We start from the raw sequence: 17,950 nt of genomic DNA, 5'->3' as shown, positions 1-17,950 counted from the left end.
GCAAAAAATTTTATAAAATCATGCCCAAAATAGGCAACATCATTTTACCCGACTTCCCTCTATTATTAGCTCCCATGGAAGACGTGAGTGATCCACCATTTCGTCGTTTATGCAAATTACATGGTGCTGATTTAATGTATTCTGAATTTATTTCTTCGGAAGGATTAATTCGTGATGCTATGAAAAGCAAACAAAAACTAGATATTTTTGATTACGAGCGCCCCGTAGGAATTCAAATTTTTGGCGGTGACGAAGAAGCTATGGAAATGTCGTCAAGAATTGTGGATGCTGTTCAACCTGATTTGGTAGACATCAATTTTGGTTGTCCTGTAAAAAAAGTGGTTTGTAAAGGTGCTGGAGCAGGCGTTTTAAAAGATGTAGATTTAATGGTGCGATTAACAAAAGCGGTTATTAAAGGCACTAGTTTGCCTGTTACCGTGAAAACGCGCTTAGGCTGGGATGAAAACTCTATAAATATTGATGAAGTTGCCGAACGTTTGCAAGACATTGGCGTGCAAGCCTTAACGGTTCACGCTAGAACACGTGCTCAAATGTACAAAGGACATTCGGATTGGAGTCATATTCAAAGAATTAAAGAAAACCCTAGAATTACGATGCCGATTTTTGGAAATGGCGATATTGATTCACCTGAAAAAGCATTGGAATACAAAAATAAATACGGTTTAGACGGGATGATGATTGGTCGTGCAGCGATTGGCTATCCTTGGATTTTTAACGAAATTAAACATTATTTCGCCACAGGAGAAAAATTAGCACCACCAAGCATGAATGACCGAATTGAAGCGGCAAGAAATCACCTAATTTGGAGTATCGAATGGAAAGGAGAACGTTTAGGCATCAACGAAATGCGTCGTCATTATACCAATTATTTCAAAGGCATTCACGGTTTTAAAGAATACAAACAAAAATTGGTAACCACAGATGGGATTAATCAATTATTAGATGTATTTACTGAGATTGAGCAAGTGTATGCGGATTATGTTTTTGAGGGGTAGTTTAAATGTAAGTAAACAAAAATGAAAAACATCATTGATTATCTTACTATTAAATCTACAATTAACGAGTTGTCAAAAACTAAAAATGATGCTTTAGTAGATAAGCTTCTCGACATCTTAAACAACAACAAAATTCCTAAACCTGAAAAACACAATAGAAAGGAAGAAACAGAAAACAATCATTACAAAATAGATTTATCAAAAAAACAATTAAACGATATAATTGATTTACTAATAGATTTTGAAGCTGAAAGTCTGACAATAGATGGAGAATCTACGCCATTAACAAGTCATTTCGCGTCTTTAGTTGATAAATGGTTATCTGTAAAAGTTTAATATTATGTGATTTCTCCTTATGTCAAAATGACAAAAAAAATATCATTACCCATGATAAACCCTAGAAAACACAATCTTCCCTTCTTTAATTTCCAAAACCTCAGCCACTAACATATCAGCTTCACCTGCTACTTGACGTGTGTATTCCATAAAAACTCTGTCGGTGTTGGCGGTTAATGAAGTTACTTTGTAATGTAAGGTTGGTAATCTATCAAAAGCATCTTGCCACCAAACGCGCATCGCTTCTTTTCCAATGATTAAACCATTAGTTTCAGGCTGACGAATTTTTAATTTCGGACTGAAATGTTGGGCTTCGTCGTCGTATAATTCTAGTAACTTCTCTAAGTTTTTCGTATTAAAAGCATCAAACCATTTAATGGCGATTTGTTGTAGTTGATTTGGCATAAAGTTTTAGTTAAACGCAAAGAGCGCAAAGTTTTTCGCAAAGTTCGCAAAAGGTTATTAAATAAAAAAAGACACAAAGAATAATCTATGTGTCTATATGTTTTAAAAAATACAATTAAGCATTTTTAAGGTTGATGATTTCTTGTTCCGTTAAGAATCTCCAATCACCTCTTGGTAAGTTTTTCTTAGTTAAACCAGCAAAAGTTACGCGGTCTACTTTTAAAACATCGTATTTTAAGTGTTCGAAAATTTTACGAACTACTTTTACGTTAGATGTTTTCATTTTGATTCCGATTTCACTTTTCGGTTGATCTTCGATATAAGTAATTTCTTCTACAAATACTTTGTGATCGTCAATCATTAATCCTTTTTGGATTTTTTCTAAATCTTCAAATTTTAAATTTTTATCTAACGAAACTTGATAAACTTTAGACGAACGCTGATTAGGAACTGTAAATTTTTGAACGATTTCAGTATCATTGGTAAACAACAACAAACCGGTCGTAGTCTTATCCATTCTTCCTACAGGCATTAAATTAGCTTTAGTTGCGTTTCGGACTAAATCCAACACATTTGCAGAACCTTGAGAGTCATCGCCAGCAGTTGAGAAATTTTTAGGTTTGTTTAATAAGATATATTCTTTCTTTTCTGGTGTAATATTTACTCCATCAAACTGAACCACATCGGTTAATTTAACACGGTGACCCATTTCGGTAATAACCTCACCATTTACTTTTACATTACCACTTTGAATGTAAATATCCGCATCTCTACGACTACACATTCCCGAATTAGAAATATAACGATTTAGACGAATTTCATCTGGATTAGAAGGTCTTTTTGGTGATTTTGGAGCTTTAGGAGCTTCTGGTTTGGCCGCTTCTGGTTTGGTTGCAAATTTAGAAGGTGCTTTACGAATTGGAGCATTTCCTCTTGAATTGCTATCTTTCTTGTAGCCTCCTTGTCTTGCTGAACCCGGACGGCTTTTATCATTCCCTTGACGTGACATAATTATAAACAAATTTTTGCAAAGATATAACTAATATGTTGAAACGCCTACTTTAGTTTTTTAATTACAAAAGCTGCACGAACCACTAACAAACAGACAATTAAGGCGTTAAAATTAATTTTTTTCCATGAATCAAAACCGAAGGCTCAATTAAAACAATACAAAATACACCCGCAACTATGATAAATTTCAATAAAAAATGAAGTTTTAAATATGCTGATTTTGAAGATACATTCCATAATTGGATAACAAAAAACAATAATGTTATTAAACTTAAATAAAAATATATATCCATGTAACCTACGTCGTAGATTTCAACAAGAAAATAAATAGGAATTAAAGTTGAAATTGCTAAAATTGAGATGATTGATTTTGCCATTTTATCACCAAAAACAACAGGAATTGTTTTATAATCTGTAATTAAATCGCCTTCAATATTTTCTAAATCTTTAATCAATTCTCGAATTAAAATCAATAAAAACAAAAACGTTGCATGCGCAAAAATGACTTCGTAAAAGTTTTTGTAATACATTAAAATTCCAAAGAATGGCAAAACTGCTAATACTGAAGCAGTAAAGTTTCCAATCAAAAACATTTTTTTCAACTTATGTGAATAAAACCAAATGAGAAAAATATAAGCCGAGAAAAATAAAACTGCCCTCCATGAAATGAAAAACATCAACAGAGCAACTATGAAATTAATTCCGAAATAGACTTTCAACTTGGTTTCTTGACTCACCAATCGTTCAATCATAGCTTTTTTAGGGCGATTAATTAAATCCTTTTTAGCATCGTAAAAATTATTGATGATATAACCCGAGGCAATTGTTAAAGTTGACGCAAGCACTATCAAAAATAAACGCCAATCAAGAATGATATCCAAAGCTCTCTTTTCAGGAGCCAAAATAAAAATAGCAGAAAGATATTGCGCTAGTGCAATCACCCAAATATTGTATCCTCTAATCACAGAAAAGAAGCTGAAAATTTTAGAAAGGACTAATTTGGATTTACGGGTAAGCATGAATTTTTGTTCAAAGTTTATAGTTCAAAGTTTCCTTCTAACTAAAAACATTAAAAATTATAAACTACTTCTAATTTATAGTCTTTTAAAGATTCCTTTGCTTTGTCTAAATCTTGGGTAAAACCTAGAATATATCCACCACCGCCTGAACCACATAATTTTAAATAATAGTCGTTCGTATCGATTCCTTTTTGCCACACTTGGTGAAATTCTTCTGGAATCATTGGTTTAAAGTTATTCAACACTACTTTTGACAATTGTTTGGTGTTTTCTAACAACAATTTTACATCGCCATGTAAGAAGTTTTCCACACAAGCATCGGTGTATTTTATGAATTGTGATTTTAACATCGTACGGAAACCGTTATCTTTTAAGTTTTCCATGAAAATAGAAACCATTGGAGCAGTTTCGCCCACTATTCCTGAATCAATTAAGAAAACCGCCCCTTTTCCTTGCGTGCTTTGTGTTGGTATTCCAGTTGCTTCAATATTATCTTTCGAATTGATTAGAATTGGAATACTCAAATAACTATTCAACGGATCTAAGCCTGAACTTTTTCCGTGGAAAAATGATTCCATTTGAGAAAAAATCGTTTTTAATTGCAATAATTTTTCACGCGTTAAATTTTCTAACACTGTAATTTTATCATTTGCATATTTATCGTAAATAGCCGCTACTAAAGCACCGCTACTTCCTACTCCATATCCTTGAGGAATACTTGAATCAAAATACATTCCACTGTTTACATCTTGTTGTAATACTTCCAAATTGAAAGTCACTAATTCAGGTTGTTCGGCTTGCAGCTGTTCTAAATAAACAACAAACTTTTTTAAACTTTCATTAGATTTAATAGCGCTTTCCGAAGGATTTTCATCTTTCTTTAATGCACCATTATAGAAATTATATGGAATTGAAAGTCCTTTCGAATCTTGGATAATTCCGTATTCTCCGAAAAGTAATATTTTTGAGTAAAAAAGTGGTCCTTTCATAAATTTCAGTTTTCTTTTTCAGTAAACAATGAGTAAATATACAAAATTAATTTGATTTAGCACCAATTCCAATTTGATCGCAAATATACTGACCATTTTGACAATAGCCAACTAATTCATCTTTAATAAATTGTAATGCTTTTTCGCTAACGTTTTCGGGGTACAAAACATGTACATTCGCACCAGCATCTAATGTAAAACATACCGGAATTTGAGTCTCATTTCTGAATTTCCAAATTTTATTAATGATTTCCAAAGTGTTTGGTTTCATTAAAATAAAATAAGGCATTGAAGTCATCATCATAGCATGTAAAGTCAAGGCTTCGCTTTCTACAATTTTAATAAATTCTGCTATATTTCCTGTAGATAAAATTGTTTTTATACTTGATAAATTTTCGTGCGCTTGAGCAAAACGTCTTTCGGCATAAGGATGGTGGTGCATTAAATCGTGCCCAAGCGTACTCGAAACTTGCTTTTCACCTTTATCGACTAACAAAATTGTGTCTTGATAGTTTTTAAAGTTGAAATGGATTTCTGAAAATTCCACGCCAAACAAATCTGAACTACCATTAATTTCTGCATGATTTCCCCAAACCACTACTCCTCCCTGTACACTTCTACAAGCACTTCCACTTCCTAATCTTGCCAAAAATGAAGCTTTTGAATAAAAATAGTCATCAGTAATAGTTGGATTAATAGCTTTTTCCAAACTCATAATGTTCATTGCTAAAGCTGCCATTCCAGATGCCGAAGACGCAATTCCTGAACTATGAGGAAACGTATTTTGAGTATCAATTTTAAAATGATATTCTTTCAAGAAAGGACAATATTTTTCAATTCTTTCAAAGAATTTTTGAATTTTTGGTTTAAAATCTTCTTTCGGCTTTCCTTCAAAAAGCAAATCGAAGGAAAAAGAATTATTTTCCAATTGTTTAACTACATCTAGCTTCGTAATTGTTTTACAATTGTTTAACGTAAAACTAATTGATGGATTCGCTGGAATTTGATTTTCTTTTTTGCCCCAATATTTCACTAAGGCAATATTACTAGGCGCGCTCCATTCGAAATTAGCGGACTCGATGGAACTATATGAGGTTGCAATAAAATCTTTTTCAGTAAGCATAGCTTAAAATTTTGACAAAAATACCGATTTTGATTGATTTGTTGTCTTGATATTTCGTTAATTTGCGTATAAATTTGAAAACATGAATAAATATCTTAAAATAATATATTGCGTTGCCATTTGTTTAGCGGTTGGTTATTTATCGAGCAACGTAACGCAGTCAAGCATTACCACTTGGTATCCCGAAATTAAAAAACCGAGTTTTAATCCGCCTAACTGGGTTTTTGCGCCAGTTTGGACAATGCTTTTCATTCTAATGGGAATCTCCGCTGGAATGGTTTGGAACAAATTAGAAACCAATAAAGAATTGGTTAAAAAAGGTTTATTATTCTTCACAGTTCAATTGCTTTTAAATGCTTTGTGGTCGTATTTATTTTTTGGATTGAACAATATTTTATTAGCTTTAATCGAAATTATTTTGCTTTGGTTAATTATTTATGAAACCTATCATGTTTTCAAACAAATTGACAAAAGAGCTTCATATTTATTGATTCCTTATTTAGCTTGGGTTGGATTTGCTACGATTTTAACGGGTAGTATTTTTTGGCTGAATAGATAAAAAAAGGCGACTTCAAAATTGAAATCGCCTTTTTCATAAGGTGAAAGGTTTATTTATTTCCCATTTCTTGCATTTCTTTATAAAACGTTTCTTTAAATTTTTCGTAGTTATAATCTACTTTTAAACGATCATCATTAGAAATTCTATTGTTTAATGTGTTTAACAATGCTGAATTATTTAATTCAATTGCAATATAAGTTTTGTATTTTCCTGTTGCAGTTTTTGTTAACTCTTCACAAATTGTTTTTGTTCCTGAAATAGACTGATTGATTACCTCACGACTTAATCCTTCATACTTAGCAATGTATTCTTGTTTCCCGCCTGAATTTACATCGTTAAAATAGTTATCAATGACCGCTTTTAATGTTACTTCAATTTGCCCCGCTAATTCTAAACGTGCATTACTCAATGCCATTCTTTTGGAGTTTGCTTGATCTGGACTTTCACCAACACTATTTGCTCTGAAAAAATCTTTATCAGTGAAGTATTTTGGTCCACTACATAAAACTTCTACTTTAACTTCTCCTTTTGGAGCATCTACTGGTTTTTCTTCTTTTTTACTTTTACAAGAAGCCGCACCAAGCATTAATAAACCTACTAAAATTGTATTTCTCATGTTTGTAATTTTTCTCATTATTGCATAATTATAGTTAAACACTTATTTTTGGTATCAAATTTGAAAGATTTGTCAATATTAACAAAAAAAACGACTCAAAAAAAACGTTTGTTTGTTATTTTTGTTTTAAAATTGTAATGAAACAATATTTTTTTTACAAAATACGTGCCAATTTATGAAATTTAACTTTACAACAAACCATTTAATACCCATATTGTTTTTATTCCTGTTTTCCTGCAGTGTAAAAAACTCGACTTTAAAAAAGGGAGCAGAAATGGAAAAATTAGGCAACTTCAAACAAGCCTCAGAACTTTATTTAGGGGTTTTGTATAGAAAAACGAATCTCCCTGAAATTGAAAATGCTTTAAGAAGAAGTGCACAATTGCATATTTCTGAAACTGCTTTTGCTATTGCTACAAAAAATGAAAAAGAAGACAAAGAGGGCGTTGTAAATGAATATTATAATCTAAATACTTTTGTTAACCAAGTAAACACTTTTACAAAAAATTTGGATATCGACCAGCAAACTAAAGCCATTTATAATAAAAATTTAGATCAATATTTAATTGATCAGTATGAAATAGGAATAAAATATCTATCAGAACAAAAATTCATGGAAGCGGAAAGTATTTTTAATGATATTTCCCGTTTTAATCCTAATTACAAAGACACTCCTAAACAACTTAGCATAGCAGTAAACGAGCCTGTTTATTTAAGTGGTGTTCAACTTTTTGGAGAGAAAAAATATATGCCAGCTTACGAAAAATGGAATCAAATTTACTTACGTGAAACTAATTATAAAGACGTAAAAAACAAATTACAACTAGCTTTAAATGAACGCTACAAAGAAGGAAGTTATTATTTAATGCAAGAAAACTTTAAAGAAGCTGAATTGGCTTTTGAGCAAGTAAAAAACATTAATAATAACTATTTAGATGTAAAAAACCTATATAGAGAAGCTGCGAGCGAACCTTTTTATCGCAAAGCAGTTAAAGATTTGAAAAAAGGAAAATGCAGAACGGCTTGTATAGGCTTGGATGAAATTATTCAAAGATTTGATGGTTACAAAAATACTGACGAATTAAAATCTGATGCTTTAGTATGTGCTGAATATCCAATTATTGTGGAATCGTATAGAGTAAGAAATTCAAATGGGTTTGAAAGTAATATTCAAAATGCAGTTATTGAAGATATTTTAGCAAGTAAAAATCCGTTTGTAAAAATCATCAAAGGTAGTAATGATGTTTCTTCTCCTTACTATAATATTTCAGAAACCAGTAAAAACAATTCTCAATTAAAGCTTTACATAGAAAATTCGTATACAAGAACAAATGCTAAAGCCATTTTAACCATTCATATTAATCAATATCAATTACAAGATGAACCTGTAAGAAGTTATGATGTTAATGGGTTAGAAGTAACAAAACTAAAAACACGTAATGGTGCTGATTCGCTTGTTGAAAAATCAGTAGTGTATAAAGAATATGAAAAAAGAACCTCACTACAATCAAATATTACCTATCGATTAGTTGAAATTGCAACCGGCAAAATTTTGATGCAAAAAACCATCCAAAAAAGAGATGAAAAACAAATTAGATATGCTAGAAACAATAATTCGAATTATAAATTAATCTACCCTACTCGCACAATTGCCAACCAAATTATAATAGACGAATCAAACTATAATAACTTACAAGCACTTTTTCAAACTAGCGATCAAATTAATAGTCAATCATTAGCTGACAATATTTTAACCGATTTTAGAAAACGAATTGTTTCTGAAATTTTGCTTTTTAATCCAGAAGAATAATGCTTAAATATATCGTTTTACTTACTAGTTTTATTATTTTTTTCTCATGCGGAAGTTCTAAAAACAACGCCGTAATTCCTGAAAATGCTCCAGAATGGGTATCTAAAACACCTCTAAGCAATTTCAATTATATAGGAATTGGAATGGCTCCAAAATCGTCAACTGATTACCGAGAAAAAGCACAAAAAATGGCGCTAACTGAAATTTCAAACAGTATTTCAGTTACCGTTACTAGTAATAATTCATTGAACGTTTTTCAATACGATGATACTTTTAATGAATTTTATCGAATGAATAGCATGGTTTCAAGTGCTACTTACTTGGAAGGCTATGATATTGTTGATGTTTTTGAAACCGAAAACTATTTCTATACCTATTTGACCTTATCAAAACAAAAACACCAACAATTAAGAAAAGCTAGAATAAACAAAGCATTAGAGACTTCTATTTTTAAGTTTGATTATGCAAAAAAATTGAACAATGAAAAAGATTTTTCTGAAGCAATTAAACAACAAATTTTAGCATTAGAAGATATCAGCGAGTTTTTAAATGAAGATTTACGTTACAACGATAATCAGATGGAAAAACCATACGTTAGCTTTTTAATGAATACTATTTTTACTAATTTGAACCAAATCGAAATATCGTTCCCCATAAAACAACTGAACATCAAACATGCCTCAGATGCAAAAGAAATTCGGATTCAACCTATTATGATTCAATCACATAATAAAACTTTGAGCAACATCCCAGTTTCTGTTTTATATTCATGGCTACCAGGACAAAGTTTGAATTTAGTTTCAGAAAGCAATGGCACTATTTCTTTAGTAATTCCTAGAAATTGCAGCAAAAACAATTCAGAGAAAATTACTGCTGTTTTAGACACCTATTCATTAGTAAAAAACTTAAGCCAAAATCGTGTAGTCCAAAAAATATTTGAAAATTATCAATCCAAAAAATTCGAAATAGCCATTTCAAAACAATTACCTACAATTGAATTTGATATTTATTTGATGGAGGACACTAAGAAAAATTTAAATGCGTTAGAAGATGAATTATTTCAGATTTTTTCTGCCGACTATTTCTCTTTAGCTTCAAAAAAAGCAAAAAAAGATTACACTATTACTATTGAAAGTAAAAAGATTGAGAACTTACAAGTAAATGGTAAAATTTCTACGAAACTTGAAAGTCGAATTAAAATTACCAACACCAATAATCATATTGTTTATCAAGAAACACTTCACAACATCATTGGAATTGGTTCAAGCACTGAACTTGCTGAACAAGATGCTTTACAATCGTTAGTAGATAAAATCAAGATAGTAACTTACAGCGCTATGATTCAAGCAATGTTATAGAATTAGCCACAATAAATCCGCCTGTCCATGCATTTTGGAAGTTGAATCCACCTGTAATAGCATCGATATTTAAAATTTCTCCTGCAAAATAAACATTTGGTAAAATTTTGCTTTCCATAGTTTTGAAATTCACTTCTTTTAAGTCGATTCCACCTGCGGTTACAAATTCTTCTTTGAAAGTGCTTTTTCCATTTACGTGAAATTCGCCATTTGTAAGTTGTTCAATGAACGAATGGAGATGTTTTTTATTTAGATCGGCCCATTTTAGTTCTTCCGAAATTCCAGCTGCTTTTACCAAATTTTCCCAAAGGCGTTTTGGCAATTCAAAATATGCATATTTAGCAACTAATTTTTTGGCGTTTTCTTCTTTGATGTCTTTCAACAAATCTAGCGCTTCTTCAAAAGTGGTTTCGTTTAACCAATTGACTTGAATGGCGAACTGGTATTTTTTTTCAGCTAATTCTCTTGCTCCCCAGGCCGAAAGTCTTAAAATTCCGGGTCCACTCATGCCCCAATGCGTAATTAACAAAGGTCCAGACGCTTCTAGTTTGGATTTCTTAACCTTTACTGAAGCTACTGCAGAAAGCCCCATTAAATCTTTAATTCTTGGGTCTTTAATGTTAAAAGTAAACAACGAAGGAACTGGTTCAATAATCGAGTGACCCAAATTTTGTAGTAATTCCCACATTTTCGGATTACTTCCTGAAGCCATTACAATTTTATCACAGGTAAAAACTTCTTGTGTTGTGGTTACTTTCCAATGCGAATCCGTTTTGTCCAATTCCTGAACACTATGATTAGTTAAAACATCAATTTTCAGCTTTTTTACCGCTTCTTGAAAACAATCAATTATCGTTTGTGACGAATTTGAAATAGGAAACATTCGTCCGTCTTCTTCAATTTTAAGTTCTACACCATGTTTTTCAAACCAATCTATAGTATCGCCAGAACAAAATTGATTAAATGGCCCTTTTAACTCGCGCTCGCCACGCGGATAAAATTTTACTAAATCATTTGGCACAAAACACGCATGTGTAACATTGCATCGCCCACCACCAGAAATTCGAACTTTTTCTAAAACACTTTTTCCTCTTTCAAGTATAGCTACTTTTAGGTTTGAATTCTTCTCTACAATGTTAATTGCAGTAAAAAACCCGGCAGCGCCTCCGCCAATAATAATGATGTCGTATTTTGAGTTCAATGGATTTGTTTTTGCAAATATCGGAGTTAATTTTCAATTCAAACAAAAAGTCCCGTTATTTAAAACAACAGGACTTCTCAAAAAAATAAATCAACTTTAATTTAAAATGTAATATTGCCAAGGTTGCAATTGTGTATTTAACTTGGCATCAAATATAATTTTCTTACCTGTTATAAAATCCACAAATTCTCCATTAATTGGCAAACTTGTACTTATTGTTTTATCTGATAAATTAGCTATATAAATAATTTTCTCGCCGTTTTTTTTACGCTCAAATGCTAAAATTTCTGTATCATTAGATGTTTTAATTTTTTTATAGGAGGCTGATTTTTTTCCACCATTTAAAGCGCTATTTTCGGTCTTTAATTTTCCTAATTTTCTTCTGAGTTCCCATGCTGCGCCTTTAGTTTTAGGTATTGAATCTTTTTCGAAGAATTTCAAACTATGATTCAAACTATATTCGTTTCCACTATATATTAAAGGCATTCCAGGCATCACATAGGACAATGCAGTCATTGCCTCTTCTGCTTTTGCAAGTCTACTTTTTGTAGTGCCATTCCAAGAATTTTCATCGTGATTATCAACAAAATTCATTAAAATATCATTAGTGTTATATTTTTTTTGATTGTCTAAAATAAGTTTATCCCAATCTTTCACCGAATTTTTTCCTTGAGCAATTCTATTCATTGTATGATGCGCTTCCCAACCATACGCCATATCAAACAAACCATCTTTTAATAATTCTGGCTCCCAAGCTTCCGCTAACATAAAGATATTTTTCTCTTTTCTTAATTGCGGAATTGCTTGCTGCCAATAATCTAAAGGCACATTACTTGCCACATCACAACGAAAACCATCAATATTTTCATTTTTAATCCAATGCAACATATCGGCTGTCATTTCTTTTCGCAAACCTTGATTGTCGTAATTTAAGTCGGCAACATCTGACCAACCCCAAGATTTTCCAGTTTCAGGATTGATCGGGTCTATGATTTCTCCTTTAGCATTTTTAGTGTAATATTCTGGATGATTTTTAATCCAAACATGATCCCAACCAGTGTGATTTGGCACCCAATCTAAAATTACATAAATACCATTATCGTGAGCTGTTTTTACTAAATTTCTGAAATCTTCAATTGTTCCAAACTCCGGATTTACTTTTTTGAAATCAGAAACGGCATAATAACTTCCTAAATATTTGTGTTGCTCCGCTGCCGGCATTTCTGAAGCAAATTTACTATCATCGCCTCCAGTTGCTTTTCTTTTCGTTTGTGAGATTGGAAAAATAGGCATTACCCAAATAATTTTTACACCTAATTCTTTCAATTGCGGAATGTCTTTTGTAAATGCATTAAAAGTTCCTTCAGGGGAATACTGACGGATGTTTACTTCATAAATAACTGCATTTTCCTCTACATCTGGAGAAAAATTTGCAATTTCAGTTTTTGAATTTTCTGCTGATTTTTCAGTTTCATTTTTACAACTGAATAAAGTTAAAACTGCTAATGCAGTAATGATAGTCTTTTTCATTATTTATTTTATTAATTTTCCAAACATAAATTCTAATGGAATATTGATTCTTTTTTGCCAAGAAGCTTCCGAATGATTTTCGTCTTCAAATTTTAAATTTCGAGAATCCGCAGTTGAATAACCTTTTGATTTTAAAATTTCATCCACTCGATATTCATATTTTAAATAGTACGCATCTAATGTTTGGGTTCCGTAATCAAAATATATTTTGTGGTTCTTAGCTTCGGGTAAATTCTTTTCCATGTAAGCAAAAAAGGATTCAGGTATTGGATTGTTTTCAAATTCTCTAAATCCAATCCAATGCGTTGATAAACAAGCCGCTTTTCCAAAAATAGTTGGATATTCACACAAAGCATATATTGAAATTAATCCGCCCATACTTGAACCCATAATGGCTGTGTGATTTGCCGTTGTAAAAACAGAATACTTTTTATCAATGTAAGGTTTCAATTCTTCTACAATGAACTTCAAATAGTTGTCGGAATTGATTTTACTGTCATCAAATGGAAATTGTGATTTTTTAGCTTCGATTTGAATTTTCTCTTTAAACTCTTTTGAAAGTGATTCGTAAGGTTTTTTTGGATACAAATCCATGTGGCGTAAGTTGGGAATATTCCAAATAGCAACCACAATAAATTCCTTCACCTTATTTTCTCTCATTAATTGCGAGGTAACTTCATCAACTTTCCATTCTTGTTTATTCCAAGTTTTAGTTGAATCAAACAGCATTTGGCCATCGTGCATATACAAAACATTGTATTTTTTTGATTTGGAATATTCCTTTGGCAACCAAACATCAACTGTTCGTGGTACAATATATTTAGAAGGAAAGCTATCCACTCTTTCAATATTCCCCTCAAAATTTCCTGAATTTTCAAGAGCATAGGATTTTATCTTGCTTTGAGAAAAAGCAAAACAAGAGAATAATATAAAGAATAATACTTGTTTCATTTATTTCAATTCTAAAATCATGGAAGTTTTTCCTTCAATTGATAATTCACTTTTCAAATCGATTGTTTTTCCTGAAAGAATATCATTTGCTGAAGTAAACAATTTGATATTTTCTTGAAAACGTTCTAGACTAAATTTTTGTACATCGGGAGCGTTATTAATTACTACCATAACCGTTTCCTTATCATTATGTCGGAAATACACATATACGTTATTTTCAGGAATATAGTGCGTTAATTTTCCGGTGTGAATTACGGCTTTATCTTTTCTCCAATTTAATACTTTTTTTGAAAAATCGAAAAATTTGGCTTGTTCAGCAGTTCTTCGACTGGTTAAAAAAGCATTATTTGTATCGCCTTTCCAACCACCCGGAAAATCTTGACGAATATCAGCATCTCCTTTTCCTTTGTCACCCGCCATTCCAATTTCAGAACCGTAATATAATTGAGGAATTCCTCTCATGGTTGCCATTATGGTCATTCCCAATTGGTATTTTTTGAAATCATTTTGATAAATTTGATTGAAACGACCTGTATCGTGATTCTCTAAGAAAATCAATAGATTATTTGGGTCAGCATACAAGAAATCATTTACAAAATTCTCGTAAAATTTAATCATACCATTGCTCCAATCGGCTCTGTCTTCATAAAAAACGTTTCCAAAAACATCGTGCAACGTAAAATCCATTACACTTGGTAAAGACGAATTATAACTTTGAATTTTCGCAATTGGACTATCCTTTTGCCAATACGAAATTTGTGCTTGATCGTGCATCCAAACTTCTCCTACGATATTGAAATAAGGGTATTCATCAGTAATCGCTTTTGTCCATTTTGCGATGCCTTCTTTATCGTTGTACGAATAAGTATCGACACGGAAACCATCTAAATCAGCATACTCAATCCACCAAATCGCATTCTGAATTAAATAATTCAAAACTAAAGGATTTGATTGATTTAAATCGGGCATACTTGGCACAAACCATCCATCCATACAGTATTTGGCGTCGCGTTTTGAACCATTTGTGTCATACTGCGTCGTCATGCGGTAGTTACTTTGTTTGTAACCTGGAAATTGATGAAACCAATCGTATGTTGGCATGTCTTTAAACATCCAATGTTCGGCACCCCAATGATTGGTAACATAATCTTTGATTAATTTCATATCACGTTTGTGCATTTCATCGGCTAACTTTTTGTATTCTTCATTGGTTCCGTAACGTGAATCAATTTTATACACATCAGATTGTCCGTAAGTATGATACGAATAGCCTTTGTCATTATCTTCACACATTGGCGTACTCCAAATTGCCGTTGCACCTAATTCTTTGATATAATCTAAATTATTGATGATTCCTTGAATATCGCCACCATGTCTTCCGCCTGGTAAACTTCTGTTGGCTTTTTCTTGTAATTCTGAGTATGAATCGTTGTTTGGATTTCCATTTGCAAAACGATCTGGCATTAACAAATACATTACATCGGAAGCATCAAAACTTTTACGAAGCGCCGAATTCGGTCTTCTCTTTTTAATTTCGAAATTTCTTTTGAATGATTTTTTACCATTGGTAAACGTAAATTGTAGTTCTTGTGCTTTTACATTTTTAGTATCAATTGTAACGAAAAAGTAATTTGGATTTTCGGTTTTAGTTACATTCGTAATTACAACATTGTTTGAAACAGTTACCGAATTCTGAGCAATATTCTTTCCGTAAAACAATACTTGAACTTCGGATTTATTCATGCCTTCGTACCAAAAAGGTGGTTCTATTCGGTCAATTTGTGCCGCTAGCGAAAGTGTGAATAGAGCGACAAATGAGAAAATTATTTTTTTCATAGCTTTTATTATTTAACCTCAACAATACTAATAGCATAGCCACCACCTGCTGCCGTTCTCAATTGCAATTTAGTTTTATTGGTTACCTTTTGTTTTGAAATTTTGTATGCTTGTGGATTAGTTTTATAATCCGCATCGGCAGCATCCGCATATATAGTGGCTTCGTATTTTTTTCCTTTTTCTAAGAAATCTAAAGTAATAGTGGACGTTCTAGCATTGTATCCGTTTGAATTTCCAACAAACCAATTGCTAGAATTTTTATCTTTTCGAGCGATTGTAATGAAATAACCAGGTTCTGCTTCTACATATTTTGAATTAGCCCATTCTACGGGAACATCCTTGATAAATTGGAACGCATCTAAGAAACGGTTGTAGTTTTCTGGTAAATCGGCAGCCATTTGAAGCGGCGAATACATTACCACATACAATCCTAATTGATTCGCTAATGTTGTATTGACCTGTGAATTGTTGTTTGGATTCAATTTTGCGATATCCATTTCAAAAACACCTGGAGTGTAATCCATTGGACCACCTAATAAACGTGTGAAAGGCAACAAAGTAGTATGATTCGCTTTTGAACCACCAAACGCTTGAAACTCTGTTCCACGAGCTGATTCGTTTCCAATCATGTTTGGATAAGTTCTACAAATTCCTGTAGGACGAACGGCTTCATGCGCATTAATCATGATTTTGTAATCGACTGCTTTTTCAATAACATATTGATAATGATTTAAAATCGATTGGCTGTAATGATGTTCGCCTAAAGGTAAAATATTTCCAACATAACCTGTTTTAGCCGCCTCATAACCATTGTCATTCATAAATTGAAATGCTTTATCTAAATGACGCTCATAATTTCTTGTTGAACCAGAAGTTTCGTGATGCATAATCATTTTTACGCCTTTTGATTTCGCATATTCGTGAATTCCTTTCACATTAAAATCAGGATAAGGTGATACGAAATCAAATACATAATCTTTTTCGTGACCGAACCAATCTTCCCAACCTTCGTTCCAACCTTCTACTAAAACCGCATCGAAACCATGTTTAGCAGCAAAATCGATATATTCTTTTACGTGTTTGGTATTGGCTGCGTGTTTACCGTTTGGTTTAGCTTTAGTAAAATCGGTGATTCCTAATTGTACGGATGGAATTTCATCTGTGTACGCCCAAGAGCTTTTTCCAGTAATCATTTCCCACCAAACACCGATATATTTTACAGGTTTTATCCAAGAAGTATCTTCGATTTTACATGGTTCATTTAAGTTCAATGTCATTCGAGATGCTAAAATATCACGTGCATCAGCACTTGCAATTATCGTTCTCCAAGGCGAAACACATGGTGCTTGTAAATGTCCTTTATTCCCTTTAGCATCGGGTGTTAAATGCGATTGAAAAATCAAATTTTTATCATCTAAATCCAAATGCATGCAAGAATAATTAATTAATGCAGCTTCGTGTACGTTGATATAAATTCCGTCTGCGGTTTTTAACATCAAAGACGTTTGAACTCCGGTATCTGAAAATTGTTTTTGAGAAGCATTTTCGGATACAGCACCACGGAATAACTTTCTAATTTCGGTTAATTTACTTTCCGTAAAATCATATTCTTGCGTATCGTAGTCACCCGGAATCCAGAATGCGGTGTGATCACCTGTCATAGCGAACTCGGTACGTTCTTCTTTAACTACAAAATACGTTAGGTTTTTTTGTTCTGGAAATTCGTAACGGAAACCTAAACCATCGTTGAATAATCGAAAACGAATAATAACTTGTCTTTCGGTTTCATTTTGTTTCAGTGTTAGTGCTAATTCGTTGTAATGGTTACGAATTTCGGTTTCTTCTCCCCAAACGGTTTTCCATGTTTCATCAAAGGTATTTCGAACTTCATTAATCAATTTAAAGTCATTCAATAACGACTTTTTATCTTTTTGAAGTTCTAAACCTAACTTACTTTTTTTAATGATTTCTTTGTTTTTCATTAAAAGTTGATACGTTGGTGTACCATCATTTTCTATGGCGAAAACCATTTTGAAATTTCCATTGGGTGATTTTAATTCTTGAGCATTCATCCCAAAAATTGAAAAAACCATCACAAATACTGAAACAAAATATTTTTTCATATGTTTAAATTTTATTTTTTAGCGGTAACATATGGTATCGCCTTTTTTATCATAGGTGTTTGCTTAT

The 17,950-nt window shown here is 32.1% G+C and carries 16 protein-coding genes; 5 read left to right on the top strand and 11 right to left on the bottom strand.

The window, feature by feature from the left end; translation table 11 throughout:
• Positions 1 to 20: 20 nt before the first annotated feature.
• Together dusB and RSE15_RS09845 are read left to right on the top strand one after the other, a co-directional pair.
• Positions 21 to 1,016 (top strand): tRNA dihydrouridine synthase DusB, encoded by a 996-nt coding sequence (gene dusB / locus RSE15_RS09850; RefSeq protein WP_324068102.1) that lies wholly within the window; start codon positions 21 to 23, stop codon positions 1,014 to 1,016.
• 21 nt (positions 1,017 to 1,037) lie between these two features.
• Positions 1,038 to 1,352, top strand: a complete 315-nt coding sequence (locus RSE15_RS09845; protein ID WP_324068100.1) for a hypothetical protein — start codon at positions 1,038 to 1,040, stop codon at positions 1,350 to 1,352.
• Positions 1,353 to 1,397: 45 nt separating this feature from the next.
• On the opposite strand, the gene RSE15_RS09840 is transcribed toward RSE15_RS09845, so the two are convergent.
• The 5 genes from RSE15_RS09840 to RSE15_RS09820 all read right to left on the bottom strand — a co-directional run bounded on the left by RSE15_RS09840 (position 1,398) and on the right by RSE15_RS09820 (position 5,899).
• Positions 1,398 to 1,757, bottom strand: coding sequence for a nuclear transport factor 2 family protein (locus RSE15_RS09840; protein ID WP_026725323.1), 360 nt, complete (start codon positions 1,755 to 1,757; stop codon positions 1,398 to 1,400).
• Between the two features lie 115 nt (positions 1,758 to 1,872).
• On the bottom strand, positions 1,873 to 2,766 hold the full coding sequence (locus RSE15_RS09835; RefSeq protein WP_416380759.1) for a pseudouridine synthase: 894 nt from the start codon (positions 2,764 to 2,766) through the stop codon (positions 1,873 to 1,875).
• Between the two features lie 100 nt (positions 2,767 to 2,866).
• Positions 2,867 to 3,787, bottom strand: coding sequence for a geranylgeranylglycerol-phosphate geranylgeranyltransferase (locus RSE15_RS09830; protein ID WP_324068097.1), 921 nt, complete (start codon positions 3,785 to 3,787; stop codon positions 2,867 to 2,869).
• Between the two features lie 50 nt (positions 3,788 to 3,837).
• On the bottom strand, positions 3,838 to 4,776 hold the full coding sequence (locus RSE15_RS09825) for a mevalonate kinase family protein (RefSeq protein ID WP_324068095.1): 939 nt from the start codon (positions 4,774 to 4,776) through the stop codon (positions 3,838 to 3,840).
• A 46-nt stretch (positions 4,777 to 4,822) separates the two neighbouring features.
• Positions 4,823 to 5,899, bottom strand: a complete 1,077-nt coding sequence (locus RSE15_RS09820) for a diphosphomevalonate decarboxylase (RefSeq protein ID WP_324068093.1) — start codon at positions 5,897 to 5,899, stop codon at positions 4,823 to 4,825.
• Positions 5,900 to 5,981: 82 nt separating this feature from the next.
• Here RSE15_RS09820 and RSE15_RS09815 point away from each other — a divergent pair, with 82 nt between their 5' ends.
• Positions 5,982 to 6,458 carry a TspO/MBR family protein gene (locus RSE15_RS09815; protein ID WP_324068092.1) on the top strand — a complete coding sequence of 159 codons (477 nt, stop codon included), beginning with the start codon at positions 5,982 to 5,984 and terminating at the stop codon, positions 6,456 to 6,458.
• A 49-nt stretch (positions 6,459 to 6,507) separates the two neighbouring features.
• Here RSE15_RS09815 and RSE15_RS09810 read toward each other — a convergent pair whose 3' ends face one another.
• A complete protein-coding gene (locus tag RSE15_RS09810; protein WP_324068090.1) occupies positions 6,508 to 7,092 on the bottom strand; it encodes a hypothetical protein in 585 nt (194 codons plus the stop codon).
• Positions 7,093 to 7,348: 256 nt separating this feature from the next.
• On the opposite strand from RSE15_RS09810, the gene RSE15_RS09805 reads away from it, so the two are divergent.
• Both RSE15_RS09805 and RSE15_RS09800 read left to right on the top strand, forming a co-directional pair.
• Positions 7,349 to 8,884 carry a hypothetical protein gene (locus RSE15_RS09805; protein WP_324068089.1) on the top strand — a complete coding sequence of 512 codons (1,536 nt, stop codon included), beginning with the start codon at positions 7,349 to 7,351 and terminating at the stop codon, positions 8,882 to 8,884.
• Complete coding sequence (locus tag RSE15_RS09800; protein WP_324068087.1) at positions 8,884 to 10,242, top strand: LPP20 family lipoprotein; 1,359 nt, start codon at positions 8,884 to 8,886, stop codon at positions 10,240 to 10,242. The genes RSE15_RS09805 and RSE15_RS09800 overlap by 1 nt, the downstream gene beginning before the upstream one ends.
• Here RSE15_RS09800 and RSE15_RS09795 read toward each other — a convergent pair.
• The 5 genes from RSE15_RS09795 to RSE15_RS09775 all read right to left on the bottom strand — a co-directional run bounded on the left by RSE15_RS09795 (position 10,220) and on the right by RSE15_RS09775 (position 17,883).
• Positions 10,220 to 11,443 (bottom strand): BaiN/RdsA family NAD(P)/FAD-dependent oxidoreductase, encoded by a 1,224-nt coding sequence (locus RSE15_RS09795; RefSeq protein ID WP_324068085.1) that lies wholly within the window; start codon positions 11,441 to 11,443, stop codon positions 10,220 to 10,222. The two genes, RSE15_RS09800 and RSE15_RS09795, sit on opposite strands and share 23 nt — an antisense overlap.
• A gap of 96 nt (positions 11,444 to 11,539) precedes the next feature.
• Complete coding sequence (locus tag RSE15_RS09790) at positions 11,540 to 12,973, bottom strand: alpha-amylase family glycosyl hydrolase (protein WP_324068084.1); 1,434 nt, start codon at positions 12,971 to 12,973, stop codon at positions 11,540 to 11,542.
• Positions 12,974 to 12,976: 3 nt separating this feature from the next.
• Entirely contained in the window at positions 12,977 to 13,924 is a 948-nt protein-coding gene (locus RSE15_RS09785; protein WP_324068082.1) for an alpha/beta hydrolase, read from the bottom strand.
• The gene (locus RSE15_RS09780) at positions 13,925 to 15,760 is read right to left on the bottom strand and encodes a glycoside hydrolase family 13 protein (protein ID WP_324068080.1); all 1,836 of its coding nucleotides are present in this window, start codon (positions 15,758 to 15,760) and stop codon (positions 13,925 to 13,927) included.
• Positions 15,761 to 15,768: 8 nt separating this feature from the next.
• Positions 15,769 to 17,883: a glycoside hydrolase family 97 protein gene (locus RSE15_RS09775; RefSeq protein WP_324068078.1), complete on the bottom strand. Its 2,115-nt coding sequence runs from the start codon at positions 17,881 to 17,883 to the stop codon at positions 15,769 to 15,771.
• Positions 17,884 to 17,950: the final 67 nt, after the last annotated feature.

The sequence above is a fragment of the Flavobacterium sp. genome (genome assembly GCF_035195345.1).
GTDB lineage: Bacteria > Bacteroidota > Bacteroidia > Flavobacteriales > Flavobacteriaceae > Flavobacterium.
This window is presented reverse-complemented; position numbering and strand designations above follow the sequence as displayed.

What these genes read in the sequence shown, in the direction of transcription:
- dusB (WP_324068102.1), top strand. Translation starts at nt 21, where the DNA reads ATGCCCAAAATAGGCAACATCATTTTACCCGACTTCCCTCTATTATTA.
- RSE15_RS09845 (WP_324068100.1), top strand. Translation starts at nt 1,038, where the DNA reads ATGAAAAACATCATTGATTATCTTACTATTAAATCTACAATTAACGAG.
- RSE15_RS09840 (WP_026725323.1), bottom strand. Translation starts at nt 1,757, where the DNA reads ATGCCAAATCAACTACAACAAATCGCCATTAAATGGTTTGATGCTTTT.
- RSE15_RS09835 (WP_416380759.1), bottom strand. Translation starts at nt 2,766, where the DNA reads ATGTCACGTCAAGGGAATGATAAAAGCCGTCCGGGTTCAGCAAGACAA.
- RSE15_RS09830 (WP_324068097.1), bottom strand. Translation starts at nt 3,787, where the DNA reads ATGCTTACCCGTAAATCCAAATTAGTCCTTTCTAAAATTTTCAGCTTC.
- RSE15_RS09825 (WP_324068095.1), bottom strand. Translation starts at nt 4,776, where the DNA reads ATGAAAGGACCACTTTTTTACTCAAAAATATTACTTTTCGGAGAATAC.
- RSE15_RS09820 (WP_324068093.1), bottom strand. Translation starts at nt 5,899, where the DNA reads ATGCTTACTGAAAAAGATTTTATTGCAACCTCATATAGTTCCATCGAG.
- RSE15_RS09815 (WP_324068092.1), top strand. Translation starts at nt 5,982, where the DNA reads ATGAATAAATATCTTAAAATAATATATTGCGTTGCCATTTGTTTAGCG.
- RSE15_RS09810 (WP_324068090.1), bottom strand. Translation starts at nt 7,092, where the DNA reads ATGAGAAAAATTACAAACATGAGAAATACAATTTTAGTAGGTTTATTA.
- RSE15_RS09805 (WP_324068089.1), top strand. Translation starts at nt 7,349, where the DNA reads ATGGAAAAATTAGGCAACTTCAAACAAGCCTCAGAACTTTATTTAGGG.
- RSE15_RS09800 (WP_324068087.1), top strand. Translation starts at nt 8,884, where the DNA reads ATGCTTAAATATATCGTTTTACTTACTAGTTTTATTATTTTTTTCTCA.
- RSE15_RS09790 (WP_324068084.1), bottom strand. Translation starts at nt 12,973, where the DNA reads ATGAAAAAGACTATCATTACTGCATTAGCAGTTTTAACTTTATTCAGT.
- RSE15_RS09785 (WP_324068082.1), bottom strand. Translation starts at nt 13,924, where the DNA reads ATGAAACAAGTATTATTCTTTATATTATTCTCTTGTTTTGCTTTTTCT.
- RSE15_RS09780 (WP_324068080.1), bottom strand. Translation starts at nt 15,760, where the DNA reads ATGAAAAAAATAATTTTCTCATTTGTCGCTCTATTCACACTTTCGCTA.
- RSE15_RS09775 (WP_324068078.1), bottom strand. Translation starts at nt 17,883, where the DNA reads ATGAAAAAATATTTTGTTTCAGTATTTGTGATGGTTTTTTCAATTTTT.